The organism is Streptomyces sp. NBC_01431 (assembly GCF_036231355.1).
In the GTDB taxonomy this organism is placed as follows: domain Bacteria; phylum Actinomycetota; class Actinomycetes; order Streptomycetales; family Streptomycetaceae; genus Streptomyces.
Genome location: NZ_CP109496.1, coordinates 2,166,479 through 2,191,989, shown reverse-complemented (window position 1 = coordinate 2,191,989; position 25,511 = coordinate 2,166,479). Strand labels below are relative to the sequence as shown.

Sequence of the window (25,511 nt, the reverse complement as noted above, 5' to 3'; positions counted from 1 at the left end):
TCCTGCCCATCCTTGGGCACGCGGCCGAACGGGGCCGTGGGCAAGGAGAACTGTTCGGTGGAGAAGCAGGAAGGGTGTGATCCCGCGGCGGCGCGGATCCACGACCCCTGGTATGACGCCCTCGCCTCCGGGTGGGGCGAGGCGGACGGGGAGACGGCGCCCGCCGCCTTTCCCGTTCAGCATTCCGCCGACGAGGAGGACAGACCTCTCAGCGCGGCCGAGATCTATCTCCAAGTGCACCGCAGTGCCGCCTTCCAGGAGGTGCGCCGCCGCTACCGCAGCTTCGTCGTCCCGGCCGCTCTCGCCTTCTTCGCCTGGTACCTCGCCTATGTGATCACCGCGGTCACCGCCCCAGGCCTCATGGCCCGCCCCGTGGCCGGTGCGGTCAATGTGGCGATGGTCGCCGGACTCGCCCAGTTCCTCTCCACCTTCCTGCTGACCTGGGCCTACGCGCGCCATGCCCGGCTGCGGCGGGACCGGGCCGCACTGGAACTGCGCTGGGTCGTATTCGAGCAGAACCAACAGAACCAACAGAACCAACAAGGCCTGCAGACCCAGCCCCAGCCCCAGACCCTGCAGAGCGGGCGGGCCGCGCGGGGCCGCCGAGCCTCGCGCATCAACGGACAGAGAACGATACGGGGGACCAACAAGTGATCGTCGGCGGAGACCAACAGACTCTGGCGCTGCTGCTGTTCAGCGCGTTCGTGGCGGCGACACTCGCCATCACCACCTGGGTGAGCCGCAACCGGCGTGGCTCGGCCGAGGAGTTCTATGCGGGCGGGCGGCTCTTCTCCCCCCTGGAGAATGGTTTTGCCATCGCGGGCGACTACATGTCGGCCGCCTCCTTCCTCGGCATCTCCGGACTGATCGCCCTCTTCGGCTACGACGGAATGCTGTACTCCGTCGGTTTCCTCGTCGCCTGGCTGGTCGTCCTGCTCCTGGTCGCCGAACTGGTCCGCAACTGCGGGAAGTTCACGCTGGCCGATGTCGTCGCCGCCCGGATGAACGAGCGGCCGGTGCGGATCGCGGCGGGAACTTCTTCGGTCACCGTTTCCGTTCTCTATCTGGTGGCACAAATGGTCGGCGCGGGCAGCCTGGTCGCCCTGCTCCTGGGCGGCACCAGCGACGCCGCGCGGAGCTGGACGGTCATCGGGGTCGGTGCCCTGATGGTGGTCTATGTGTCGCTCGGCGGGATGCGGGCCACCACCTGGATCCAGATCGTGAAGGCCGTCCTGCTCACGGCCGGAACGATCGCCCTCGTCGTCATGGTGCTGCTGCGCTTCCACGGCGACATCAACCTGCTGCTGAACACGGCGGCCGAACACAGCGGCCACGGAAAGGAGTTCCTCTCACCCGGCCTCAAGTACGGCGGGGACTGGACGGCGCGGTTCGACTTCATCAGCCTGGGGCTCGCCCTGGTCCTCGGCACGGCCGGACTGCCGCACATCCTCTCGCGCTTCTACACCGTGCCGACCGCGCGGGCCGCCCGCCGCTCGGTCATCTGGTCCATCGCTCTCATCGGCGGTTTCTACCTCATGACCATCGTGCTCGGCTTCGGCGCAGCGGCCGTGGTCGGTTCGGCCGAGGTGAAGGCGTCAAACCCCGCCGGGAACACGGCTGTTGCTCTGCTCGCCTACAACCTGGGAGGCGGTGTGGGCTCGACGGGCGGGACGGTTCTCTTCGCCGTGGTCGCCGCCATCGCCTTCGCCACGATCCTTGCCGTCGTCGCGGGCATCACCCTCGCATCCTCTGCGTCCGTGGCCCACGATCTGTACGCCTCCCTGCGGCGCCGCCATGCCAAGCAGCGCAGCGAGGTGGCGGTCGCGCGGGTCGCCGCGGTGGGGATCGGTGCGGTAGCCATCGCCCTGGGGCTGCTGGCGCGCGACCTCAACGTGGCCTTCCTGGTCGGCCTGGCCTTCGCGGTGGCCGCCTCCGCGAACCTGCCGGTGCTCCTCTACTCCCTGTTCTGGCGGAACTTCACGACGCGGGGCGCGGTGTGGTCGGTGTACGGGGGGCTCGTACCGGCGCTGTTCCTGGTGCTGGTCTCGCCCGTGGTCTCCGGTAGCCCCGACTCCCTGTTCCCCAGGGTGGACTTCCAGTTCTTCCCGCTGCAGAACCCGGGCCTCGTCTCCATCCCGCTGGGCTTTCTCGCGGGCTGGCTCGGCACGGTGACCTCGCACGAAGCCCCCGACGAGGCCAAGCACGCGGAGACGGAGGTGCGGGCACTGACGGGCGCGGGAGCGGTATAGCGGCCCGGCCCGGCCCAGTCCCCAGCCCCAGCTCAACCCGGCCCAGCCTCAGTCCTCACTTCCCAGCCCGCCGACCATCTGGGTTCACACTGCCCACGCGTACCGGTGTTCCGGTCGGCCCGTCTCGCCGTAGCGCAGGGTCAGGCGGAGGCGGCCGGACTGTTCGAGGAGGCGTAGATAGCGCTGGGCCGTGGAGCGGCTCAGACCCGTACGGTCAGCGACCTCATGCGCCGAGAGGGGGTGGTCCGCCTCGTGCAGCACATCGCGGATCAGCTCCGCCGTCGGCACCGAGTGGCGGCTGGGCAACTCGGTACGCAGCGCCGCGAAGATCCGGTCGACCTGGTCCTGGTTCTGGCCGGCGGATTCCTCACCGGCCGCTCCGGCGGCCCGGTCCACCGTGCGGCGCAGCGTCGCGTACGAGTCGAGCTTGGCCCGCAGCCCGGCGAAGGTGAAGGGCTTGACCAGGTAGTGCAGGGCGCCATGGCGCATCGCGGCCTGGACGGTGGCGACATCGCTCGCCGACGTCACCATGATCACATCGGTGTGGTGGCCGAGCTGACGCATCCGGCGGACCAGGCACAGCCCGGTCTCGTCGGGCAGGAAGTGGTCGAGCAGGACGAGATCGATCCGGTGGCGTTCCAGTGTGGCCAGCGCCTGGGCAGCGCTGTGCGCACGCGCCGCGACCCGGAAGCCGGGAACCTTCCCGACGTATGCCGCGTTGATCTCGGCGACACGGAAGTCGTCGTCCACGACCAGGACGTCAATCAAGGCGCTTCCTTCAAGGTGCTTCCTTCCCGCTGAACCTCCGCAGTTGTATCGCGCGCAAAACGAGCACAACAGGGGTTTGCGCGCAGAAGTGCGTCTTGAGCCCACAAGGCTGACGCCATGGCGCGGGTCACATCTACGGTCCCGCTCCATGGATACAGACACCATCGCAGCCATCGAGCTGAGGGGCGCCGGTAAGGCGTTCCGTACGCCGTCGGGGGCGTTGCACACCGCAGTACGAGACCTCGATCTGACCGTAGGGCAGGGCGAGTTCGTGGCCGTGGTCGGCCCCACGGGCTGCGGGAAATCGACCACCCTGACCCTGGTCAGCGGCCTGGAGGAGCCCACCGAGGGCGAGGTCCTGGTGGCCGGGGAGCCTGTCGACGGTATCGGCGACAAGGTCGGTTTCGTCTTTCAGCAGGATGCCGTCTTTCCTTGGCGCACGGTGCTCTCCAACGTCATGGCCGGCCCGCGCTTTCGCGGCGTACCGAAGGCCGAGGCGAAGGAGCAGGCCCGTGCATGGCTGGCCCGGGTGGGCCTGGCGGCCTTCGAGGACCGCTATCCGCACCAGCTCTCGGGCGGGCAGCGCAAGCGCGTCGCGCTGGCCGCCACCTTCGTCAACGACCCCCGGATCCTGCTGATGGACGAGCCGTTCTCGGCTCTCGACGTGCAGACCAGGGCCCTGATGTCGGACGAACTCCTCGACCTGTGGTCCGGTACCGGAGCCTCCGTCGTGTTCGTCACCCACGACCTGGAGGAGTCCATCGCCCTGGCCGACCGGGTCGTCGTGATGACGGCGGGGCCCGCCACCGTGAAGCGGATCTTCGACATCGATCTGCCGCGCCCCCGCAAGGTCGAATCGGTGCGCCTGGAGCCCCGGTTCATCGAGATCTACCGGGAGATCTGGGAAACCCTCGGCGAAGAGGTCCGCATCACCCGGGAGCGGGGTGCCGCCGATGTCGCCTGACACGATCGCCGTGCCGTCGCTCAAGCCCGGCCTGCGGACCCAGGCCCGCGCGCGGGCCGCCCGCAACCGCCGGTTTCTCGTCCACGGCACCCGGGTCCTGCTCCTGGCCCTGGTCGTCGGACTCTGGGAGATCCTGGCCCGCGCCCAGGTCATCGACCCGTTCAACTTCTCGATGCCTTCCGCGATTTGGGACCAGATCCGGGAGTGGGCCGTGCACGGCACCGCGCAGGGATCGCTCTGGGAACAGATCTGGTACACGCTCTACGAGGCGCTGCTCGGCTGGGTCGTGGGCGTGGCCGCGGGTGTGGTCCTCGGCATCACACTGGGCCGGATCCGTTTCCTCGCCGATGTCCTCGGCCCGTACATCAAGGTCCTCAACGCCATCCCGCGCATCGTCCTCGCGCCGATCTTCCTGATCTGGTTCGGACTCGGCCCGGCCTCGAAGGTCGCCTCTGCCGTCGTCCTGGTCTTCTTCCCGGTCTTCTTCAACGCCTTCCAGGGCGCGCGCGAGGTCGATCGCAACCTGGTGAACAACGCCCGCATCCTGGGCGCGAGCAACCGGCGGGTCACCCTCCAGGTGGTCATCCCCTCCGCCACCTCGTGGATCTTCACCAGTCTCCACGTCAGCTTCGGCTTCGCGCTGATCGGAGCCATCGTCGGCGAGTACATCGGCGCGACCAAGGGCCTGGGCCTGCTGGTCGCCGCCTCGCAGGGCACCTTCAACGCCGCCGGGGTGTATGCCGCGATGGCCATCCTCGCGGTCGTCGCCCTGCTCACCGAGGGACTGCTCACCTTCGCCGAACGACGGCTGTTCCGCTGGCGCCCCGCCGAGCCCGGCTCCGAGCGCTGACGAGCCCGAGCGCCTTCGAGCCCGAGCGCCGACGAGCCCGTGCGTTGCCGAACCCGAGCGCCGACGAGCCCGTGCGTTGCCGAGCCCGAGCGCCGACGAGCCCGTGCGTTGCCGAACCCGGGGGCTGACGAGCCCGAGCGCCGCTGACGAAGCCGGGCGCTGACGAACCCGAGCGTTGCCCAACCCGTGCGTCGGCGGCCCCGAGCACGGACGGGCCGGGCGCTGCGCGGCCCGAGCGCTGACGGCGCCGCGCGCCCCATCCCCGTACCAGACCATTGATCACAGGGACGTGATGATCATGCGCAGCAACCACAACTCCCGTATATCACAGACCAGTTACCGTCACCTCACCACGCGCAGCCTCCGCGGTGCGCCGTCGGCCTTCTTCGCGGGCGGGCTTTGTGTCGCCCTGCTCATGACGCTCTCCGCGTGCGGCGGCGGCTCCGCCGGGGACGCCAAGAGCGCGTCCGGGCAGGCCAAGGTCAAGGTGATGGTCGGCGGCCTCGACAAGGTGATCTACCTGCCCGCGATGCTGACCCAGCAGCTCGGCTACTTCAAGGCCGAGGGCCTGGACGTGGAGTTGCTCACCGAGCCCGCCGGGGTGCAGGCCGAGACCGCGCTGATCTCCGGCGATGTCCAGGGTGCCGTCGGCTTCTACGACCACACGCTCGATCTCCAGGTCAAGGGCAAGAAGGTGGAGTCGGTGGTGCAGTTCTCGCACGCGCCCGGCGAGGTGGAGATCGTCTCCAACCAGGCCGCGGGCAGCATCGGTTCGCCCAAGGACTTCAAGGGCAAGAAGCTGGGGGTCACCGGGCTCGGCTCCTCGACGGACTTCCTCACCAAGTACCTCGCGGTGCGGGACGGTGTGAAGACGAGTGAGTTCACTCCGGTCGCGGTGGGCGCGGGGCAGACGTTCATCGCCGCGCTGAAGCAGGGGTCCATCCAGGGCGGCATGACCACCGACCCGACGGTCGCCGGAATCCTGGACCAGAAGCTCGGCAAGGTCCTGATCGACATGCGGACGCCCGAGGGCTCGCAGCAGGCGCTCGGCGGCCCCTACCCCTCCTCCAGCCTCTACATGAACACGGACTGGGTGAAGAGCCACCAGCAGACGGTGCAGAAACTGGTCAACGCCTTCGTGAAGACGCTGAAGTGGATGTCCACGCACGGCGCGGACGAGATCGCGGCGAAGATGCCCGCGGACTACGCGAAGGGCGGCAAGGCGCTGTACACGCAGTCGATCAAGAGCACGCTGCCGATGTTCACCAAGGATGGCGTCATGCCGGAAAACGGCCCCGAAACGGTCGAGAAGGTACTTAAGGCGTTCAATCCGAACCTCAAGTCAGCCAAGGTCGATCTGTCCCAGACCTACACGACGGAGTTCGTGAAGAAGGCCTCTTAGCCCCGCACCCCGTCGCCCCGAACTCCGAACCCGGAATCCTCTCGCCCCGAGCCTCTAGCCCAACGCCCCGTAGCTGCACCCCGTCCGGGGGCCGTGGCCCTCACGGCGAGGTGGTCCACGCGTAGCGGTGCTCGGGGCGGCCGGTCTCTCCGTAGCGGAGGCCGAGCCGCACCCGACCCGCCCGTTCGAGCAGTTTCAGATACCGCTGGGCCGTCTGACGGCTCACCCCGGCCCGCTCCGCGATCTCCTGCGCCGAGAGCGGGCCTTCGGCCGCCTTCAGCACCTTGCGCAGCAGGTCGGCGGTGGTGGGGGAGTGGCCCTTGGGGAGGTCGGACTCGGTCGGCACCGACAGCGCGCCGAAGATCCGGTCCACCTCCGCCTGTTCGGCCTCCCCGCCGCCGTCCAGGGTGCGGCGCAGTGCGGCGTACGCCTCAAGTTTGGTGCGCAGCCCAACGAAGGTGAACGGTTTCACCAGGTACTGGAGCGCTCCCTGACGCATCGCCGCCTGGACGGTGGCCACATCCCGCGCCGCGGTCACCATGATCACGTCGGTGTGGTGGCCGAGTCTGCGCAGTTCCCGTACGAACGCGAGCCCGTTCTCGTCCGGCAGATAGTGGTCGAGCAGTACAAGGTCCACCGGCTGCTCGGCGACCCGCGCGAGCGCTTCGGCGGCCGAATGCGCCTGGGCCACCACCCGGAATCCGGGAACTTTCCGGGTGTACGCCGCATTGATGTCGGCGACCCGCGAATCGTCGTCCACGACGAGTACGTCGATCATCGTGTCCCCTCCGCTGCGGTCTCCTGAGCGTGCGCGTCGCTCACATCGGGTTCGTGATCTGGTGCTTCGTTCATGCCGGGTTGGGGAGGCGGCGCGTCGCTCACGCTTGGTTCGCGACCAGGTGCGTCGCGCACGCCCGGTTCACGACCTCGTGCCTCGTTCATGCCCGGTTCGTGAGTCGGCGCTGCACTCACGCCCGGGTCGTGACCCGGTGCTGCGTTCATGCCCGGTTCGCGACCCGGCCCCTCCCGCACGCCAGCCTCTTGAGCCGGGGGCACGTCCACGCCCGGCAGTTCGGCCAGTGCCTCGCTCAGCGCGTCCGGCAGGATCACCGTGAACTCGGCGCCGCCGCCCGGCCCCGCGTCGACCGTCGCGCAGCCGCCCATCCGTTCCGCGAACCGGCGGACCAGTGCGAGGCCGAGGCCCCGCTTGCCGTGCGCGGGCGCCTCCTTGGTCGACCAGCCCTCGGTGAAGACCAACTCGCGCTGCTCCATGGGGATTCCGGGTCCGGTGTCGCGGACGCGCAGGACGACCGTGCGGCCCTCGGCGCGGAGTTCCACCTCGACCGCGGCACCAGGCGAGCCGGCCGTCGCGTCCAGCGCGTTGTCGACCAGGTTGCCGGCGACCGTGACCAGGCCGCGCGGATCGACGAGCCGGTCCGGCAGCAGCGTGGCGGGGGACAGGCTGAGCGCGACCGCGCGCTCGGCGGCGACCGTCGCCTTGCCGACCAGGACCGCCGCGAGCAGCGGGTCCCTGACCTTCTCGGTGACCTGTTCCGCGGTGGTCCGGTGCACTCCGACGACCTCGGTGATGAACTCGGCGGCCTCCTCGTGCAGCTCAAGTTCGAGCAGACCGAGCAAGGTGTGCAGCCGGTTGGCGTGCTCGTGGTCCTGGGCGCGCAGGGCGTCGATCAGGCCGCGCGTCGAGTCCAGCTCGCGGCCCAGGCGCTCCAGTTCCGTGCGGTCGCGGAGCGTGGCGACGGCGCCCCCGTCATCGGTGGGCATCCGGTTGGCGACCAGAACGCGGTGGCCGCGTACGGTCAGGAGGTCGGTGCCTTCGACCCGGCCGGCCAGCACATCGGTCGTACGCCCCGCCCCGAGCACCTCGTCAAGCGCCCGGCCCCGGGCCTCGGGCCCGACGCCGAGCAGTCGCTGCGCCTCGTCGTTGAGCAGCCGGACACGGCCGCTCCGGTCGAGCGCGACCACACCCTCACGGATGGAGTGCAGCATGGCCTCGCGCTCCGCGAGCAGCCCCGAGATATCGGAGAAAGCCAGGTCACGGGTCTGCTTCTGGATGCGCCGGGCGATGATGTAGGCGGCGAGCGCGCCCACCGCGAGGGCGCCGCCGGCGTAGGCGAGCAGGCCGGGGATGGCGTTCAGGAGCCGGGCCCGCACACTGTCGTACTCGATGCCCACCGACACCGCGCCGACGATCGTGCCGTTCGCTTCCCGCAGCGGCACCTTGCCCCGGGCCGAGCGCCCGAGCGTGCCGCTGTCGATCTCCATGACGTCGCGGCCCGCCAGGACGTCGTCCGGGTCGGTGGAGACGACCCGGCCGACCTTCCCGGGATCGGGGTGCGACCAGCGCACCCCCCGGGTGTCCATGATCACCACGTACTCGGCGCCCGTCGCCCGCCTGATCCGCTCGGCCTCCACCTGTACGGGTCCGCCGACGCCCGGCCGGGAGGCCACCAGGTCGTCGGCGATGGACGGCTGGGCGGCGGTCGCCGCCGCGATGGCGAGCGCGCGCCGCATCGCCTGGTCGTCCAGCTGGGCGCTGAGCGGGGCGAGGAAGAGCCCGGTGGCAAGGACGGCGACCCCGGCGGCGATGGCCAGCTGCATGAGCAGCACCTGGGAGAAGACGCGCTGCGGCCAGCCGAACCGCAGGCGTCGCGGGGCGGCGGCTGTCGGTGGGGCGGTCATGTCCAGGCACGTTAGACGGCCGTGGCAGCTTCCCGAAATCCCCTCCTGGTCACAGTGCGGTCTCCGTGAACAGCCCATCGACCAGGCGAAGGCTCGCCCGGAGCCGCCCGGGGCCGCCCGGAGCCGCCCGGAGCCGCCCGGGGCCGCCCGGGGCCGCCCGGGTCTGCCAGTTCACCGAGAGCTCGCATACCCACGCCTACGTCGCGGCCAAGGTGGTCGACGGGGCCTGACCGGCTACCGCGCGAGCCCCGCCACCGCCTTCCCGCGGTCGCTCACCGCGGACCTCGGCTTCCCCACCGCGGACCTCGGTTTCCGCGGAGGCCGCCAAGCGCGGCGGAGGCCGTCAACCGCCGTGTTCTGAAACGCGCGCACATGCGCTCCGCACGGCTCGACGATTCTGGAGCGGACAGGGATCGGCGGGGCTTCGCCGCCTATCAGGTGCCTTCCGCCGGGGTGGCACTCAGTGCCATAGTGCGGAGATGGATCACTCGCATCAGTTGGGCACGGCACAGGCGTGGGCGGCATTGGACGGCGATCCCGGACTTCTGCGCCATATCGTCTTCGAGGGCGCCGGGGCGCTGCCCTCGCGCCTGCCCGTCATGGATCTGGCACGCTCCACGGTGGCGGTCTGCGCGCTCGCCGCCGCCGAGCTCACCGCCGCCCGCACCGGCCGCGAGGTGCCCGCCGTGCGCGTGCACGACGGCGCGGTGACCACCGCGTTCCTCAGCGATCGCCTGGTCCGCGTGGACGGCGTGGCGCCGACGACCTTCGCGCCGCTCTCACGCTTCTGGCGCGCCGCCGACGGCTGGGTCCGTACCCACGCCAACTATCCCCACCACCGCGCGCGATTGCTGTCGGCCCTCGGTCTGCCCGCCGACGCGGAGGTGCCCGCGGTGGCGGACGCGATCGGCTCCCGCCCGGCACAAGACGTCGAGTCGACGGTCTACGCGGCGGGCGGCCTCGCCGTGGCACTGCGCAGTCCGAAGGAGTGGGCCGCCCACGAGCAGGGTGCGCTGGCCGCGACTCTGCCCCTGTTGACGACGGAGCGCATCGGCAGTCGACCGCCCCGCGTGCCGCGCGGGCTGGACGGAGATCCGCTGCTGCCCGCCGCGGGACTGAGGGTGCTCGACCTCACCCGGGTCCTCGCGGGCCCCGTCGCCACCCGCACGCTCGCGCTCCTTGGCGCCGACGTCCTGCGGATCGACGCGCCGCAGCTGCCCGAGAGCCAGGAGGCCCACAACGACACGGGCATGGGGAAGCGTTCGACCAGGCTCGACCTCGGCGACCGCGCCGACCGCCGCACCTTCGACGAACTGCTCGACACCGCCGACGTCGTGGTCACCGGCTACCGGCCCGGAGCCCTGGAGCACCACGGCCTCACCCCCGAGGCGCTGGCCGAGCGCCGGCCGGAGCTGGTGATCGCCCAGCTGTCGGCGTGGGGACGGTACGGGCCGTGGCACGAGCGCCGCGGTTTCGACAGCCTGGTCCAGGTCGCCACCGGGATCGCCGCCCTGGAGGGCACTCCCGACGCTCCGGGCGCCCTGCCCGCGCAGGCCCTCGACCACGGCACCGGCTATCTGCTGGCCGCCGCGGTCCTGCGCGCGCTGACCGGACAGCGCGACTCCGGTGGCGCCCGGCTGATCCGGCTGGCGCTGACGCAGACCGCCGCCTGGCTCACGGACGGCCTCACGGCACCGGCGGCCGCCCGCGCCGACGCGCCGTACGAGCAGGAGCGGTGGCTGACGGAGACGGACAGCGCCATGGGCAGGCTGCGGCACGCCCTGCCGCCGGTCTCCTACGCCGGTGGCCCGCTCAACTGGCCGCGTCCGCCCGGTCTTTGGGGTACGGACGCCGCGCGTTGGGTCACGGCCTGACGGGTACGGACGCCGCGCGTTGGGTCACGGCCTGACGGGGGTGGGCCTTGGCTGGCGGTTGGTGGGTCGATCGGGGCGGCCGCCGGGCCGGGGGGAGAGGGCGGAAACGCCCGCTACGGCTGGACCTTGGCGCTCGGCGAGCACTCCTGCTGCTTCTGGCTCGGTATGGCGCCGCAGATCGTCACGGTGCTCGGCGGTGCCTCGTCGGTGACCGCGAGCATCTGGGTGTAGGTGTCGCGGTCGGTCAGGATCGTGGCCTCCTGCTCAAGGCCGGTCCGGTCCTTGATCGTTACGACGTCCCCGACGGCACCGGCCTCGATGCGCCCCCACACCGCATGGCAGGAAGGGCTGTAGCGCAGCTCTATGTGCATGCCGCGCAGCCATGTGTCGTGCGCGGTGGTCGCATCCCACTGGCAGTCCATGGCCTGCGGATCGCGGCGATGACAGGTGTCCCCGGAACAGCGCACCGCGACCTTCCCGGCCGCGGGGACCGGCGCCGTCTTGCCGGCCCCGGTACTCGGCGCCTGGGCACCTGGAGTACTGCCGGATCCGCCGGGCTGGCCGGACCCGGCGCCCATGACCAGCACGGTGGCGACCGTACCCATGACCGCGCCGGAGGCGATGTAGCCCACGGCACCCAGCCTGCGCCGCCAGGGGCGACGACCGTCGGCCCGGCGCCGGGCGAGCAGCGGAGGGACCCATTCGGGAAGGCGGGGCCCGAGGCGCGCGGGCTTCACGGCACGGGGTGCCGGTTCCAGCGCCTTCGGGGCCGCGAGGACAGGCTCCGGGGACTGCGGCACGTCCACCTCATCGGCGGCGGCCGGTTCCTGTTCCTGTTCCTGGCCCGACGGCTGTGACTGGGACTGGGACTGCGGCTGTGACTGGGGCTGTGTCTGCGCCCCCGGTACGAGCAGGGCGAGCAGCGGGTGCGGGTCGGCTCCGGTGGCGGCGGCGAACTGCTCGACCGCGACCTTGGAGGGCAGTTGTTTCCCGTTCAGGAACCGCTCCCAGGAGGAGCGGCTGTAGTGGGTCTTGTCGGCCAGCTGTCCGTAGCTGAACCCGGACGCCTGCTTGATGCGGCGCAATTCCTCAAAGAGCTGTTCCTGCATGCCCACAGGTGCATCGGTCTGGTCCGACATGCTTCCCCCGTCATCACTCGCGGCGGACGGCAACTCTCCCCTGGCCGTCGCGCGGACCACAGAGTAACCGCCCCCTTGAACGTTTTCCGGGCATGCGGGGAGCCGTGTCGACAGCGGCGCGGAGACGAGAACTCCGGGCACATCGGCGTACTGCGATATCGCCGGGACTGTATGGAAATTCGGCATGAGGTCTGGTTGTCTCGCCCATACGTCATGTGCCGTTTCTCGTCCGTCACTTCCCCTATGCGGTCTTCCTTCTCGTCCTGATTCGTCGGTGAACAAGGTAGTTGGTCACCGCACCCTTCGTGCGGAATTCAGCTCGGCGGCAATGGCCCAAATGGCGGGTGTGATACGGCAGTTGAGGTCGGCGAATTCGTCGGAACTGCCTGCTGTGGGCAGCGGCCTGGTGCTGGGTTGATGCCACGTGAGGGGCTCCGACGAGGGCGGGGTATCGGTGGCAGTGCTGGTGGGACGGGGGACCGAGCGCGGCGACGCCGTCCCGGCAAGGCTTGGTTGCGCCACTTCACGGCTTTGGGAGGCGTCCCAGGGACGTCCCGGGAAACCCCATGCGACCGTGCGCCCCGGCCGCTCCGCCGAACCGATGACGCGCGGCGGATGCTCCCGGCTCCACCGCGAATGTCCCGGGACCGCTGTCAGCCGCGGCGGCACTTCGCATACCGTGCTGCCCTGCGATCCCTCCCGCACGGCAAGCGGAAGGCGCCCGGCCGCATCGGCCGCGGAACAGTCAATGGGGCTCTCGCGCACGGCTGCGATTTCCCGCTTTCCGACCGTTGACCGTAACGGAATTCAGATGCTCCGGTCCGGCCGAAGCCGGGCGCGACCGGTCCGCAATTCCATTCCGGTCGGTGCCGTGGTCGGCTGGAGAATTCGAGTCCGCGAATGCCGGTGTGTGTCTTCGCGCCTGCCGGAGCGCGGGGCGGTGTGTGGATCGCCACACTCCCGCCTCGCGTGTGGGTCGGCCGGGGGGTGCCGGGCGGAGCCATGAGCCCGGCGCCCGGCCCACGCCGTGGACCGCACCCGCGGTCTGAGAGCCTGGGAGCGAACCCCCGTCCGATCGGACCCACACTCTGAGGAAGGCCCCTGGTGAGCAGCCCGAACCCGAGCCAGCAGATCCCCGTCATCGTCCTCGCGGGCTTCCTCGGATCGGGCAAGACCACCTTGCTCAACCATCTGCTCAGAGCCGGCCGCGGCACCCGGATCGGGGCCATCGTCAACGACTTCGGCTCCATCGAGATCGACGCGATGACGGTGGCCGGGCAACTCGGCGACTCGACCGTCTCGCTCGGCAACGGCTGCCTGTGCTGCGCCGTGGACGCGAGCGAACTCGATCTCTACCTGGACCGGCTCACCCGGCCCGCCGCCCGCCTCGACGTCATCGTCATCGAGGCGAGCGGCCTCGCCGAACCCCAGGAACTCGTGAAGATGCTGCTCGCCAGCGAGAACCCGCGGATCGTGTACGGGGGCCTGGTCGAGGTGGTCGACGCGGCGGAGTATGACACCACCCGCGACAAGCACCCCGAGATCGAACGGCACTTGGCCATCGCCGACCTGGTCGTGCTCAACAAGACGGACCGGGTGGACGCAGCGGACCTGGCCCGGCTGCGCACGGCGCTCGGGGGAGCGGCCGCGGTGGTCGAGGCCGAGTACGGCAGGGTCGACCCGGAGCTGTTCTTCGACCGCAGACCCGTCACGGAACGGGTGGGCCAACTCGCCTTCGACGACCTCCTGGACGACCTGCCCGGCGACGGCGACGGCGACGGCGCCTGCGCCTGCGCGGGGGAGGGCTGTGGAGACGGAGCGTGCGCAGGGGACGGGCACGGCTGCGACTGTAGCGGCGGAGAAGGCGGAGAAGGCGGAGAAGGCGGAGAAGGCGGCAGCTGTGGGGGCGGTCACGGCCACGGGGCGTGCTGCGATGGCGGCCACGGTCAGGGGCACAGCCACCGAGTCGGCCCGGGGCGTGGGCGCGGCGGCCATCTGCATGCCGGGTACGAGTCCGTCGCGTTCACCTCGGACGTGCCGATGGACCCGCGCCGTCTGATGGCCTTCCTCGACACCCGGCCCGAGGGCCTCTACCGCATCAAGGGGTTTGTCGACTTCGGCGCCGACGACCCGCGCAACAGGTACACCGTGCACGCCGTCGGCAGGTTCCTGCGCTTCTACCCCGAGCCCTGGGGGCGCGCGCGGGAGCGCCTCACCCAGCTCGTCCTCATCGGTTCCGGCATCGACGCGCCCGCGCTGCACCGCCGACTCGCCGAGTGCGTAACGTCCGGCCCGGGGGCCACCCCGGACGAGCGCGCCATGTGGGGGGTCCTGCGCTACGTCCCCGAACCGCCGCAGGAGCACCAGGAGGACCAGGAGCACGAAGAACTCCTGGAGCGCGAAGAACTCCAGGAGCCCGAGGAACTCCACGAGCGCGAAGAACTCCTGGAGCCCGAGGAACTCCACGAGCGCGAAGAACTCCAGGAGCCCGACGGGCCCGGGGAATTCGATGAACTCCCCGGAGCCGTCCGCTAGTTGACGCCGGGCCTCGACGCTACGACGCCGGGCCCGCCACCACCGCGACCGGCGAGGCCAGCGGTGTGCCCGAGCCGTCGCGGCGCGGGTCGGGCTCGGGAAGCTGGGCCGGGGCGCCGTTGGCCTGGGCCGCGCGGGCCGGGGCCGGGCCCGCCCAGGCGAACAGCAGCTTGTCCTCACCCTTCAGGAAGCGCTGGCAGCGCACCCCACCGGTGGCGCGGCCCTTGCGCGGATACTGGTCGAACGGCGTCAGCTTCGCCGACACCGCCGTGTCGCCGAGCAGCGTGCCCTGCGAACCGGCAACCGAGAACACCGACGCGTCTCCGGCGGGGTCGACCACCGTGAACGAGATGACCTTGGCGCCGTCGGCCAGTTTGATGCCGGCCATGCCGCCCGCGGGACGGCCCTGGGGGCGCACCTGGCTCGCCTGGTAGCGCAGGAGCTGGGCGTCGTCGGTGATGAAGACCAGGTCCTCCTCGCCGGTGCGGAGCTCGGCCGCGCCCACGATCCGGTCTCCGTCCTTGAGGGTGATGACCTCCAACTCGTCCTTGTTCGCCGGATAGTCGGGCACCACCCGCTTGACGACGCCCTGTTCGGTGCCGATCGCGAGCCCCGGCGACGACTCGTCGAGCGTGGTCAGACAGACCACCGTCTCGTCCGGCTCCAGCGAGGACAGGAACTCCGAGATCGGGGCCCCGCCCGACAGGTTCGGCGCGGCCGCCGTGTCCGGAAGCTGCGGCAGATCGATCACCGCCAGCCGCAGCAGCCGTCCGGTCGACGTCACCACGCCCACGTCACCGCGCTGCGTCGCGGGCACGGCCGAGACGATGACATCGTGCTTGACGCGCTTGTCGTCCTCCCCGGTCGTGAACTCCTCGGCCCCCGCCGTGCGCGCGAGCAGACCCGTCGAGGAGAGCAGCACCCGGCACGGGTCGTCCGCGACCTCCAGGGCCACTGCGGCCACCGGGGCACCCGCCGATTCGAGCAGCACCGTGCGCCGGTCGGTGCTGAACTTCTTGGCCACCGAGGCCAGTTCGGCCGACACCAGCTTGCGCAGCTCGCTGTCCGAGTCCAGGATCCCGGTCAGCTCGTCGATCTCGCCGGTCAGCCGGTCGCGCTCGCTCTCCAGCTCGATCCGGTCGAACTTGGTGAGTCGGCGCAGCGGGGTGTCCAGGATGTACTGCGTCTGGATCTCGCTCAGCGAGAAGCGCTCGATGAGGCGCTCCTTCGCCTGCGCCGAGTTGTCACTCGACCGGATGATCCTGATGACCTCGTCGATGTCGACCAGCGCGACGAGCAGGCCCTCCACCAGGTGCAGCCGGTCGCGGCGCTTGGTGCGGCGGAACTCGCTGCGGCGGCGTACGACGTCGAAGCGGTGGTCGAGGTAGACCTCCAGGAGCTCCTTGAGACCCAGGGTGAGCGGCTGCCCGTCCACCAGCGCCACGTTGTTGATGCCGAAGGACTCCTCCATCGGCGTCAGCTTGTAGAGCTGCTCAAGGACGGCCTCGGGAACGAAGCCGTTCTTGATCTCGATGACCAGACGCAGGCCGTGCGCGCGGTCGGTGAGGTCCTTCACATCGGCGATGCCCTGGAGCTTCTTCGAGCCGACCAGGTCCTTGATCTTGGAGATCACCTTCTCCGGGCCGACGGTGAAGGGCAGTTCGGTCACGACCAGGCCCTTGCGGCGGGCCGTCACGTTCTCCACCGACGCCGTGGCGCGGATCTTGAAGGTGCCGCGGCCCGACTCGTAGGCGTCCTTGATGCCGCCCAGGCCCACGATCCGTCCGCCGGTCGGCAGGTCGGGACCCGGGACGAAGCGCATCAGCGCCTCCAGGTCCGCGTCGGGGTGCCTGATCAGATGGCGGGCGGCGGCGATGACCTCGCCCAGGTTGTGCGGCGGCATATTGGTCGCCATGCCGACCGCGATCCCGGACGAGCCGTTGACCAGCAGGTTCGGGTAAGCGGCCGGTAGGGCGACCGGCTCCCGCTCCTGGCCGTCGTAGTTCGAGGTGAAGTCGACCGTGTCCTCGTCGATCGACTCCGTCATCAGCGAGGTGGCGTCGGCCATCTTGCACTCGGTGTACCGCATCGCGGCCGGCGGGTCGTCGTTGCCGAGCGAGCCGAAGTTGCCGTGGCCGTTGACCAGCGGCAGCCGCATGGAGAACGGCTGCGCCATGCGCACCAGCGCGTCGTAGATCGACGCGTCGCCGTGCGGGTGCAGCTTGCCCATCACCTCGCCGACGACGCGGGCGCACTTGACGTGGCCGCGGTCGGGGCGCAGGCCCATCTCGTTCATCTGGTAGACGATGCGGCGCTGGACGGGCTTCATTCCGTCGCGGGCGTCCGGCAGGGCCCGCGAGTAGATCACGGAGTACGCGTACTCAAGGAAGGAGCCCTGCATCTCGTCGACGACGTCGATGTCGAGGATCCGCTCCTCGAAGTCGTCGGGCGGCGGCGGGGTCTTCGTGCTGCGGCGGGCCATCGCGGCTGCTGCTCCTTCACGTACCGGATCGGGGCTATTGCCGACCATTGTGGACCGTCCCACTGACAACGCCGACCGCGACCCGGGAACTTCGCCAGGTGCCCGCGCGCTTGCATACAGTGGCAGGACTTCTCAAACCAGGAGTTCCCCGCCAGTACTCCGCATCGCAGTACTGCACATCGCGAACGAAGGGACGTACATGCCCATGGGTCACACGGCCACAGCGCAGGCCGCCTCCGGCGGTCTGACAGCCACTGAGCACCGGCTGGCCAACGGCCTGCGCGTGGTGCTCTCCGAGGACCACCTGACCCCGGTCGCCGCGGTGTGCCTCTGGTACGACGTCGGCTCGCGCCACGAGGTCAAGGGCCGCACCGGCCTCGCCCACCTCTTCGAGCACCTCATGTTCCAGGGCTCCCACCAGGTGCACGGCAACGGCCACTTCGAGCTGGTGCAGGGGGCCGGCGGTTCGCTGAACGGCACCACCAGCTTCGAGCGCACCAACTACTTCGAGACCATGCCCGCCCACCAGGTGGAGCTCGCGCTCTGGCTGGAGGCCGACCGCATGGGCTCCCTCCTCGCCGCCCTCGACGAGGAGTCGATGGAGAACCAGCGCGACGTCGTCAAGAACGAGCGCCGCCAGCGCTACGACAACGTGCCCTACGGCACCGCCTTCGAGAAGCTGACCGCGCTCGCCTACCCCGAGGGCCACCCCTACCACCACACCCCGATCGGCTCCATGGCCGACCTGGACGCGGCGACCCTCGAAGACGCCCGCGACTTCTTCCGGACGTACTACGCGCCCAACAACGCGGTCCTCGCGGTGGTCGGCGACATCGACCCCGAGCAGACGCTGGCCTGGGTGGAGAAGTACTTCGGCTCCATCCCCACCCACGACGGCAAGCAACCGCCGCGCGACGGAGTGCTGCCCGACACCATCGGCGGGCAGCTGCGCGAGGTCGTCAAGGAGGACGTCCCGGCCCGCGCGCTGATGGCCGCCTACCGGCTGCCGCACGACGGCACCCGCGAGGCCGACGCCGCCGACCTGGCGCTGACCGTCCTCGGCGGCGGCGAGTCCTCCCGGCTGCACAACCGCCTGGTCCGCCGCGACCAGACCGCGGTCGCCGCCGGATTCGGGCTGCTGCGCCTGGCCGGCGCCCCCTCGCTCGGCTGGCTCGACGTCAAGACCTCCGGCGGTGTCGAGGTCCCCGACATCGAGGCCGCGGTCGACGAGGAGCTCGCGCGGTTCGCCGCCGAGGGCCCCACCGCGGAGGAGATGGAGCGCGCCCAGGCCCAGTTGGAGCGCGAGTGGCTCGACCGGCTCGGCACGGTCGCCGGCCGCGCCGACGAACTGTGCCGGTACGCCGTGCTGTTCGGCGACCCGCAGCTCGCCCTGACCGCTGTCGACCGGGTCCTCGACATCACCGCCGAGGAGGTCAAGGCGGTCGCCGCCGCGAAACTGCGCCCCGACAACCGGGCCGTCCTGGTGTACGAGCCCATCGCCCCCGAGGCAAGCAACGAAGAGGAAGCAGAGGCGGGCCAGTGACGGACGCTGTCGTGACCATGGAGTTCCACCCGCAGCCGGCCGCCGGCACTGCCAAGCCGTGGGCCTTCCCGGCCCCCGAGCGGGGCACGCTCCCCAACGGCCTGACCGTGCTGCGCTGCCACCGCCCCGGCCAGCAGGTCGTCGCCGTGGAGATGTTCCTCGCGGCCCCCCTGGAGGCCGAGCCCGAGGGCCTCGACGGCGTTGCCACGATCATGGCGCGCGCCCTGACCGAGGGCACCGACAAGCACTCCGCCGAGGAGTTCGCCGCCGAACTGGAGCGGTGCGGCGCCACCATCGACGCGCACGCCGACCACCCCGGCGTCCGGGTCTCCCTCGAAGTGCCGGTCTCCCGGCTCCCCAAGGCGCTCTCGCTGCTCGCCGAGGCGCTGCGGGCACCCGCCTTCGCCGACTCCGAGGTCGAGCGGCTCGTCCGCAACCGCCTGGACGAGATCCCGCACGAGCAGGCCAACCCGGCCCGGCGGGCCGCCAAGCAGCTCTCCAAGGAGCTGTTCCCGGCCGCCGCGCGTATGTCGCGCCCGCGTCAGGGCACCGAGGAGACCGTCGCCGCGATCGACGCGGCGGCCGTGCGCGCCTTCTACGAGACGTACGTCCGCCCCTCGACGGCCGTCACCGTCATCGTCGGCGACCTCTCGGGCACCGACCTCGACGCGGTCCTCGCGGACACGCTGGGCGACTGGACCGGCGACCGTGCCGAGCCGCGCCCCGTCCCGCCGATCACCGCCGACGACACCGGCCGGGTCGTCATCGTGGACCGCCCCGGCGCGGTCCAGACCCAGCTGCTCATCGGCCGCATCGGACCGGACCGCCACGACCGGGTCTGGGCGGCCCAGGTGCTCGGCACGTACTGTCTGGGCGGCACCCTCACCTCCCGGCTCGACCGTGTGCTGCGCGAGGAGAAGGGCTACACCTACGGGGTGCGGGCCTTCGGCCAGGTGCTGCGCTCGGGTCCCGAAGGCGGCGCGGCGATGCTCGCCATCAGCGGCTCGGTGGACACCCCCAACACCGGTCCGGCGCTTGAGGACCTGTGGAAGGTGCTGCGCACGCTGGCCGCGGAGGGTCTGACGGACGACGAGCGCGAGGCCGCCGTGCACAACCTGGTGGGCGTCGCGCCGCTCAAGTACGAGACCGCGGCGGCCGTCGCCGGGACGCTGGCCGACCAGGTCGAGCAGTTCCTGCCGGACGACTACCAGGCGCAGCTGTACGCGATGCTGGCCGCGACCGGCACCGTGGAGGCGACGGCGGCCGTCGTCAGCGCCTTCCCGGCCGACCGGCTGGTCACCGTCCTCGTCGGTGACGCGGCCACGATCGAGGAGCCGGTACGCGCCCTCGGCATCGGTGAAGTGACCGTCGTCGCAGGCTGATTGAGGCACTCGGCAACCGAGCACACAGGAGACCCCGGAGGCGGATGCGCCTCCGGGGTCTCCTGTATCTAGGGGTTTGTCCGGTTTGTTGGGAGGTTGCCCCTCTGTCATGTGGCGTGCGCTACAAAACCCGGTGTCTGTTTGGTGATTGAAAGATGAGCCGTCTAGCGTCAGTCCCGCTGTCCGTCACCACCCGTCGCGCCCGCGGCACCGGACAGTGATCGCCGAGTCCCCGTACGGCGCGAGCCAGGGGAGCCGGGGACCCATTCAGTCCCTGGGGTGAATCGGACGCCTCCGCCCGCGGAGGGGCCCGTAGGAGACCTTCCTGCTCCGAACCCGTCAGCTAACCCGGTAGGCGAGATGGAAGGAAAGGACACCGCCACTCCATGGCGTTCACCCGTGCCACCGGGAAGCATCGCGCGCCCAGCCGTATGACGCGCCGCAGCGCGAACATCGCGGGCATCGCCACCCTCGCCACCGCCGGAGTCGTAGGCACCCTCGCCTCCCCGGCCACCGCCGCCCCGAGCGTCGCCGACACCGGCCTCACCCAGGCCATCGTCATCGGCGACTCCCTCGCCGGCCAGCTCGGCGCCCAGGCCGACGCCCAGAAGCAGGCGGCCGCGAAGGCCAAGGCGAAGGCCGAGGCCGAGGCGGCCGCCAAGCGCAAGGCCGAGGAACGGGCCACGGCGGACCGCGAGGCCAAGGAGCGCGCCGCTCGCGAGGCCGAGCGCAAGCGCCTCAACACCTTCGTCGCTCCCATAGCGAACAGCTACGTGTCCACCGGCTACAAGACCGGCGGATCCCTGTGGTCCTCCGGCGCCCATACCGGCATCGACTTCCACGCGGACAGCGGCACTTCGGTGCACGCGGTGGGTCTCGGCACCGTCGTCGAGGCCGGCTGGGGCGGTGCGTACGGCAACAACATAGTGATCAAGATGAACGACGGCTCGTACACCCAGTACGGCCACCTCTCGGTCATCCAGGTCTCCGTCGGCCAGACGGTCGAGCCGGGCCAGCAGATCGCGCTGTCGGGGAACACCGGCAACACCACGGGCCCGCACCTCCACTTCGAGGCCCGCACCGCCGCGACCTACGGTTCGGACATCGATCCGGTCGCCTACCTCCGCTCGCACGGCGTCTCCGTCTGAGGCGACCCACGCTCACCGAAGGCCCCCGGCATGCCGCCGGGGGCCTTTCGCATTGGCCAAAAGATATCCCTTGGTTTTGGCACGTCACCGGGAATTAACAGAGCCTGGAATAGAGTCGCGTAACAGACATCGGCAGGCGTCGGCAGTCATGGGCCGACGTCTTCCGACCGCGTTTCGCGGGTATCAATGCGGAGGTTCGGCCATGCACATTCCGGCGCATTCGGTATGCACGGCGATCCGCGACGACATCGTCTCGGGCGTCCTGGGGCGGGGCAGCCGGCTCACCGAGGAGGTACTCGCCCGCCGTTACGGCGTCTCGCGCGTCCCGGTGCGCGAAGCCCTGCGCACCCTGGAGTCCGAGGGATTCGTGACCACCCGCAGACATGCCGGTGCCTGGGTGGCCGAGCCCACCGATGTGGAGGCCGCCGACCTCCTCGAACTGCGCGTGCTGCTTGAGCCGTTGGCCGCCGCGCGGGCCGCTTCGCGCCGCTCGGAGGCCCATCTCAAAGTGCTGCGCGGCCTGGTGAGGCTCGGTCAGGACCGGGCCCGACGCGGCCAGGGCGAAGATCTGCGCTCGCTGGACGGCTGGTTCCACGAGACCCTGGCCCAGGCCTCCGTCAGCCCCGGACTGATAGCCCTGCTCACGCAGTTGAGGCACAAGATCGCCTGGATGTACGCGGTCGAGCAGTCGGCCCGGCCCGGTGAGACCTGGGCCGAACTCGGTGCGATCACCGACGCGGTGGCCCGGGGCGACGCCGAACGCGCCCGTTCCCTCACCGCCCTTCATGCCGAGCGATCGTTTTCCGCCCATCGGCTGCGGCGCCCCGCCACGGTGAGGACTTCGCAACCTGCCGTACACACGGCGAGCAGCCGCGCTTAACAGCGGGGCCGTATACAAAGAAAGCGCGACGCGACACCGAATTCACGCTGCCCGAAATCGGGCGCGAATCCGGGCCGTAATGGGTACCTGGAAAAACGCGTACCGGGAAATACGGAAAGAGCCGCCAACCCCGCGTGCGGGATCAGCGGCCCTTCGCCGTGACGTCGATCGGGTCAGACGGTCTCGGGGAGCTCCTCAAGACCCTCGGCGACCAGCTTGGCCAGCCGGTCGAGAGCGGCCTCGGCGCCCTCGCCGTCGGAGGCCAGCACGATCTCCTCGCCGCCCTGCGCGCCCAGACCGAGCACCGCGAGCATGGACGCGGCGTTGACCGGGTTGCCGTCGGCCTTGGCGATCGTCATGGGGACTCCGGCAGCCGTGGCGGCACGGACGAAGATGGACGCGGGGCGGGCGTGCAGGCCCTCGGCCCAGCCGACGTTGACGCGGCGCTCAGCCATGGTGTTGCCCTTCGAAATCTCTGACGGTTGTCTAGACCAGTCTCTCATGTGGTGCGCGGTGCTCCTACCGACCTTAGGCCCCTTCCCCCGCCGACCGGTCCCTGCCACCTCGCCCCAGCCCCGTACGGCCCCGCGACCCGTACGCTTTCGGTATGACGACGGCGTCCGACCCCGCGTACCCGGCTCACTGGGAGGCCGACGTGGTGCTCCGCGACGGCGGCACCGCGCGCATCCGGCCCATCACCACCGAGGACGCCGAGCGCCTCGTCTCCTTCTACGAGCAGGTGTCGGACGAGTCGAAGTACTACCGCTTCTTCGCGCCCTACCCCCGGCTCTCCGCCAAGGACGTCCACCGCTTCACCCATCACGACTACGTGGACCGGGTCGGACTCGCGGCGACCGTCGGCGGCGAGTTCATCGCGACCGTCCGCTTCGACCGCATCAACGCCCAGGGCCGGCCCGCCTCCGCCCCCGCCGACGAGGCCGAGGTCGCCTTCCTGGTGCAGGACGCCCACCAGGGGCGGGGTGTCGCCTCCACGCTGCTCGAACATATCGCCGCGGTCGCCCGCGAACGCGGGATCCGGCGGTTCGCGGCCGAGGTGCTGCCCGCCAACAACAAGATGATCAAGGTGTTCACGGACGCCGGGTACCAGCAGAAGCGGTCCTTCGAGGACGGCTCGGTCCGCCTCACCCTCGACCTGGAACCCACCGCCGAATCCCTCGCGGTCCAGCGCGCCCGGGAGTACCGCGCCGAGGCCAGATCGGTGCGCCGGCTCCTCGCGCCCGGTTCGGTCGCGGTCATCGGCGCCGGCCGCGCCCCGGGCGGGGTCGGCCGTGCGGTCCTGCGCAACCTCCTGGACGCCGGCTTCACCGGACGCGTGTACGCGGTGAACCGGGCGCTCGGCGCCGAGCGGCGGGAGATCGAAGGGGTGCCCGCCTTCGGCTCCGTCGGCTTGATCGGCGAACCGGTGGACCTGGCGATCGTCGCGGTGCCCGCCGAACAGGTCCCCCAAGCCATCGCCGAGTGCGGCGAACACGGCGTCCAGGGCCTGGTCGTACTCTCGGCCGGTTACGCGGAGAGCGGCCCGCGGGGCAGGGAGCGCCAGCGCGAACTGCTGCGCCAGGCCCGCTCGTACGGGATGCGGCTCATCGGCCCCAACGCCTTCGGGATCATCAACACCGCGGCGGACGTGCGGCTGAACGCTTCGCTGGCGCCCGAGTCCCCGCCCGCGGGCCGGATCGGCCTGTTCACCCAGTCCGGCGCGATCGGCATCGCCCTTCTGTCCGGCCTGTACCGGCGCGGCGCGGGCCTGTCGACGTTCATCTCCTCCGGCAACCGCGCCGACCTCTCCGGCAACGACTTCCTCCAGTACTGGTACGAGGACCCCGACACCGATGTGGTCCTGCTCTACCTCGAATCCATCGGCAACCCGCGGAAGTTCACCCGGCTCGCCCGCCGTACGGCCGCCGCGAAGCCCGTCGTGGTGGTGAAGGGCGCCCGGCACAGCGGGTCGATGCCGCCGGGCCACGCGGTCCCGGTGACCCGGGTACCGGACGCGACGGTCTCCGCGCTGCTGCGCCAGGCGGGTGTCATCCTGGTCGGCACGGTCACCGAACTAGTCGACGCGGGCCTGCTCCTGGCCGGCCAGCCGCTGCCCGCGGGCCCCCGGGTGGCGATCCTCGGCAACTCCGAATCCCTCGGCCTCCTCACGTACGACGCCTGTCTGAGCGAGGGACTGCGCCCGCTCAAGCCCCTCGACCTGACGACGGGCGCGACCCCGGCCGACTTCCGCGCGGCCCTGGCGGCCGCGCTCGCGGACGAGAAGTGCGACGCGGTGGTCGTGACGGCCATTCCCTGGGTCGGCGAGAACGGAGCCATGGAATCCGGCGACGGGCAGGTCCTGGCGGACGCCCTGCGCGAAGCCGCGACGGCGTCCCCGGCGAAGCCGGTGGCGGTGGTGCACGTGGAAATCGGTGGCCTGGCCGAAGCCCTGTCGGCGGCAGCCCGCACAGTGCGCCCGACCGCGGGTGCCCCGGCCCCGTCCGCCACCGCACCCGGTCGAAGTCAGTCCCTCCCCGGCACGAATCCAGCTCCTCCACTCCAGCCCCGTCCAGCCCCTGCGGCGACCGAGGAGCGGGGGATCGGGGGCAGCACCCCCACCCCGGCTGAGGAGCGGGGGGCCGGGGGCAGCACTCCCGCCGACGGTGGGCCGACACGCAATTCACCCCCGAACCGCGAGGCCACCCGCATTCCCGCCTACCCCGCCGCCGAGCGGGCCGTCCGCGCCCTGGCCGAGGCGGTCCGGTACGCGCAGTGGCGCAGACAGGCCGCCGACCCCGGCAAGGTAGGCGAGTACGACGACATCGACGAACCCGGCACCGCCGCGCTCATCGAGCGCCTCCTCGGACCCGCCCCCGACCCCCGCGGCACCACCCTGGCCGCGGCGGACGCCGAGGACCTGCTCGCCCGGTACGGAATCGCCGCGCACCCGACCCTGCCCGCCCCCGACGCCCCCCACGCCGTCGAGGCGGCCCGCCGCCTGGGCTACCCGGTCGCCCTCAAGACCACCGCCCCGCACCTGCGCCACCGCCCCGACCTCGGCGGCGTACGCCTCGATCTCGCGGACGAGCACCAACTGGCCCGCGCATACGCCGAGTTGACGGCGAGCCTCGGCAAGCCCGAGGAGCTCAAGCCGGTGGTGCAGGCCATGGTCGCGCGCGGCGTGGACACCGTCGTGCGCGCCTCGATCGACTCCGCGGTCGGTGCCGTGCTCTCCTTCGGGCTGGCCGGGGCCGCGTCCGAACTGCTCGGCGACACGGCACACCGCCTCATTCCGGCCACCGACCGGGACGCCGCCGAGCTGCTGCGGTCGATCCGGACGGCCCCGCTCCTGTTCGGCTGGCGGGGCTCCGCGCCGGTGGACACCCCGGCCCTCGAAGAACTGCTCCTGAGGGTGTCGCGGCTGGTCGACGACCATCCCGAGGTGGTCGCCGTCGCACTGGAGCCCGTGATCGTCGCCCAGCACGGCCTGGCGGTGCTCGGCGCGACGGTCCGTCTCGCCCCGCCCCCGCCCCGCAACGACCTGGGCCCACGACGGCTCCCCAGCTACTGAGGGCCGTGGGCCGCCTGCGGCAGCTTA

At 71.0% G+C, this 25,511-nt stretch carries 18 protein-coding genes and 1 riboswitch; of the genes, 12 read left to right on the top strand and 6 right to left on the bottom strand.

Annotation, left to right across the window (positions count from 1 at the left end; all coding sequences use genetic code 11):
* Nucleotides 1-57 precede the first annotated feature (57 nt).
* Both OG522_RS10080 and OG522_RS10075 read left to right on the top strand, forming a co-directional pair.
* Complete coding sequence (locus OG522_RS10080; protein WP_329462615.1) at nt 58-654, top strand: DUF485 domain-containing protein; 597 nt, start codon at nt 58-60, stop codon at nt 652-654.
* A complete protein-coding gene (locus OG522_RS10075; protein WP_329467530.1) occupies nt 654-2,249 on the top strand; it encodes a solute symporter family protein in 1,596 nt (531 codons plus the stop codon). The genes OG522_RS10080 and OG522_RS10075 overlap by 1 nt, the downstream gene beginning before the upstream one ends.
* Nucleotides 2,250-2,333: 84 nt before the next feature.
* Here the strand turns inward: OG522_RS10075 and OG522_RS10070 are convergent, their stop codons facing one another.
* Entirely contained in the window at nt 2,334-3,017 is a 684-nt protein-coding gene (locus OG522_RS10070; RefSeq protein WP_329462614.1) for a response regulator, read from the bottom strand.
* 148 nt (nt 3,018-3,165) lie between these two features.
* Between OG522_RS10070 and OG522_RS10065 the strand changes: the two genes are divergently transcribed.
* From OG522_RS10065 to OG522_RS10055, 3 genes are all read left to right on the top strand, one after another.
* Entirely contained in the window at nt 3,166-3,981 is an 816-nt protein-coding gene (locus tag OG522_RS10065) for an ABC transporter ATP-binding protein (protein WP_329462613.1), read from the top strand.
* On the top strand, nt 3,971-4,831 hold the full coding sequence (locus OG522_RS10060; protein WP_329462612.1) for an ABC transporter permease: 861 nt from the start codon (nt 3,971-3,973) through the stop codon (nt 4,829-4,831). Before OG522_RS10065 ends, OG522_RS10060 begins: the two co-directional genes overlap by 11 nt.
* A gap of 415 nt (nt 4,832-5,246) precedes the next feature.
* Nucleotides 5,247-6,233 (top strand): ABC transporter substrate-binding protein, encoded by a 987-nt coding sequence (locus OG522_RS10055; protein WP_329467529.1) that lies wholly within the window; start codon nt 5,247-5,249, stop codon nt 6,231-6,233.
* Nucleotides 6,234-6,333: 100 nt separating this feature from the next.
* Here OG522_RS10055 and OG522_RS10050 read toward each other — a convergent pair whose 3' ends face one another.
* Both OG522_RS10050 and OG522_RS10045 read right to left on the bottom strand, forming a co-directional pair.
* Nucleotides 6,334-7,011, bottom strand: a complete 678-nt coding sequence (locus tag OG522_RS10050) for a DUF7342 family protein (protein ID WP_329462611.1) — start codon at nt 7,009-7,011, stop codon at nt 6,334-6,336.
* Entirely contained in the window at nt 7,008-8,933 is a 1,926-nt protein-coding gene (locus OG522_RS10045; protein ID WP_329462610.1) for a sensor histidine kinase, read from the bottom strand. The genes OG522_RS10050 and OG522_RS10045 overlap by 4 nt, the downstream gene beginning before the upstream one ends.
* A gap of 479 nt (nt 8,934-9,412) precedes the next feature.
* Between OG522_RS10045 and OG522_RS10040 the strand changes: the two genes are divergently transcribed.
* The gene (locus tag OG522_RS10040) at nt 9,413-10,807 is read left to right on the top strand and encodes a CoA transferase (RefSeq protein ID WP_329462609.1); all 1,395 of its coding nucleotides are present in this window, start codon (nt 9,413-9,415) and stop codon (nt 10,805-10,807) included.
* A 113-nt stretch (nt 10,808-10,920) separates the two neighbouring features.
* On the opposite strand, the gene OG522_RS10035 is transcribed toward OG522_RS10040, so the two are convergent.
* Complete coding sequence (locus OG522_RS10035) at nt 10,921-11,946, bottom strand: helix-turn-helix domain-containing protein (protein ID WP_329462608.1); 1,026 nt, start codon at nt 11,944-11,946, stop codon at nt 10,921-10,923.
* Between the two features lie 1,104 nt (nt 11,947-13,050).
* Here OG522_RS10035 and OG522_RS10030 point away from each other — a divergent pair.
* Nucleotides 13,051-14,481 carry a CobW family GTP-binding protein gene (locus OG522_RS10030; RefSeq protein ID WP_329462607.1) on the top strand — a complete coding sequence of 477 codons (1,431 nt, stop codon included), beginning with the start codon at nt 13,051-13,053 and terminating at the stop codon, nt 14,479-14,481.
* Nucleotides 14,482-14,500: 19 nt separating this feature from the next.
* Here the strand turns inward: OG522_RS10030 and OG522_RS10025 are convergent, their stop codons facing one another.
* The gene (locus tag OG522_RS10025; RefSeq protein ID WP_329462606.1) at nt 14,501-16,963 is read right to left on the bottom strand and encodes a DNA gyrase/topoisomerase IV subunit A; all 2,463 of its coding nucleotides are present in this window, start codon (nt 16,961-16,963) and stop codon (nt 14,501-14,503) included.
* 205 nt (nt 16,964-17,168) lie between these two features.
* Here OG522_RS10025 and OG522_RS10020 point away from each other — a divergent pair, with 205 nt between their 5' ends.
* The 4 genes from OG522_RS10020 to OG522_RS10005 all read left to right on the top strand — a co-directional run bounded on the left by OG522_RS10020 (nt 17,169) and on the right by OG522_RS10005 (nt 21,916).
* Nucleotides 17,169-18,506 carry a M16 family metallopeptidase gene (locus tag OG522_RS10020; RefSeq protein WP_329462605.1) on the top strand — a complete coding sequence of 446 codons (1,338 nt, stop codon included), beginning with the start codon at nt 17,169-17,171 and terminating at the stop codon, nt 18,504-18,506.
* Between the two features lie 17 nt (nt 18,507-18,523).
* Nucleotides 18,524-19,888 (top strand): M16 family metallopeptidase, encoded by a 1,365-nt coding sequence (locus tag OG522_RS10015; protein ID WP_329467528.1) that lies wholly within the window; start codon nt 18,524-18,526, stop codon nt 19,886-19,888.
* Between the two features lie 212 nt (nt 19,889-20,100).
* Nucleotides 20,101-20,261: riboswitch (cyclic di-AMP (ydaO/yuaA leader) on the top strand.
* A gap of 13 nt (nt 20,262-20,274) precedes the next feature.
* Nucleotides 20,275-21,036, top strand: a complete 762-nt coding sequence (locus OG522_RS10010) for a M23 family metallopeptidase (RefSeq protein ID WP_329462604.1) — start codon at nt 20,275-20,277, stop codon at nt 21,034-21,036.
* A gap of 202 nt (nt 21,037-21,238) precedes the next feature.
* On the top strand, nt 21,239-21,916 hold the full coding sequence (locus tag OG522_RS10005) for a GntR family transcriptional regulator (RefSeq protein WP_329462603.1): 678 nt from the start codon (nt 21,239-21,241) through the stop codon (nt 21,914-21,916).
* A 173-nt stretch (nt 21,917-22,089) separates the two neighbouring features.
* On the opposite strand, the gene OG522_RS10000 is transcribed toward OG522_RS10005, so the two are convergent.
* The gene (locus tag OG522_RS10000; RefSeq protein ID WP_329462602.1) at nt 22,090-22,371 is read right to left on the bottom strand and encodes an HPr family phosphocarrier protein; all 282 of its coding nucleotides are present in this window, start codon (nt 22,369-22,371) and stop codon (nt 22,090-22,092) included.
* 152 nt (nt 22,372-22,523) lie between these two features.
* On the opposite strand from OG522_RS10000, the gene OG522_RS09995 reads away from it, so the two are divergent.
* Nucleotides 22,524-25,484, top strand: a complete 2,961-nt coding sequence (locus OG522_RS09995) for a bifunctional acetate--CoA ligase family protein/GNAT family N-acetyltransferase (RefSeq protein ID WP_329462601.1) — start codon at nt 22,524-22,526, stop codon at nt 25,482-25,484.
* Nucleotides 25,485-25,511: the final 27 nt, after the last annotated feature.

Bases quoted from the DNA above. Each gene is read 5' to 3' on its own strand.
- OG522_RS10065 (WP_329462613.1), top strand. From the start codon at position 3,166: ATGGATACAGACACCATCGCAGCCATCGAGCTGAGGGGCGCCGGTAAG.
- OG522_RS10060 (WP_329462612.1), top strand. From the start codon at position 3,971: ATGTCGCCTGACACGATCGCCGTGCCGTCGCTCAAGCCCGGCCTGCGG.
- OG522_RS10055 (WP_329467529.1), top strand. From the start codon at position 5,247: ATGACGCTCTCCGCGTGCGGCGGCGGCTCCGCCGGGGACGCCAAGAGC.
- OG522_RS10050 (WP_329462611.1), bottom strand. From the start codon at position 7,011: ATGATCGACGTACTCGTCGTGGACGACGATTCGCGGGTCGCCGACATC.
- OG522_RS10045 (WP_329462610.1), bottom strand. From the start codon at position 8,933: ATGACCGCCCCACCGACAGCCGCCGCCCCGCGACGCCTGCGGTTCGGC.
- OG522_RS10040 (WP_329462609.1), top strand. From the start codon at position 9,413: ATGGATCACTCGCATCAGTTGGGCACGGCACAGGCGTGGGCGGCATTG.
- OG522_RS10035 (WP_329462608.1), bottom strand. From the start codon at position 11,946: ATGTCGGACCAGACCGATGCACCTGTGGGCATGCAGGAACAGCTCTTT.
- OG522_RS10025 (WP_329462606.1), bottom strand. From the start codon at position 16,963: ATGGCCCGCCGCAGCACGAAGACCCCGCCGCCGCCCGACGACTTCGAG.
- OG522_RS10020 (WP_329462605.1), top strand. From the start codon at position 17,169: ATGGGTCACACGGCCACAGCGCAGGCCGCCTCCGGCGGTCTGACAGCC.
- OG522_RS10015 (WP_329467528.1), top strand. From the start codon at position 18,524: ATGGAGTTCCACCCGCAGCCGGCCGCCGGCACTGCCAAGCCGTGGGCC.
- OG522_RS10010 (WP_329462604.1), top strand. From the start codon at position 20,275: ATGGCGTTCACCCGTGCCACCGGGAAGCATCGCGCGCCCAGCCGTATG.
- OG522_RS10005 (WP_329462603.1), top strand. From the start codon at position 21,239: ATGCACATTCCGGCGCATTCGGTATGCACGGCGATCCGCGACGACATC.
- OG522_RS10000 (WP_329462602.1), bottom strand. From the start codon at position 22,371: ATGGCTGAGCGCCGCGTCAACGTCGGCTGGGCCGAGGGCCTGCACGCC.
- OG522_RS09995 (WP_329462601.1), top strand. From the start codon at position 22,524: ATGACGACGGCGTCCGACCCCGCGTACCCGGCTCACTGGGAGGCCGAC.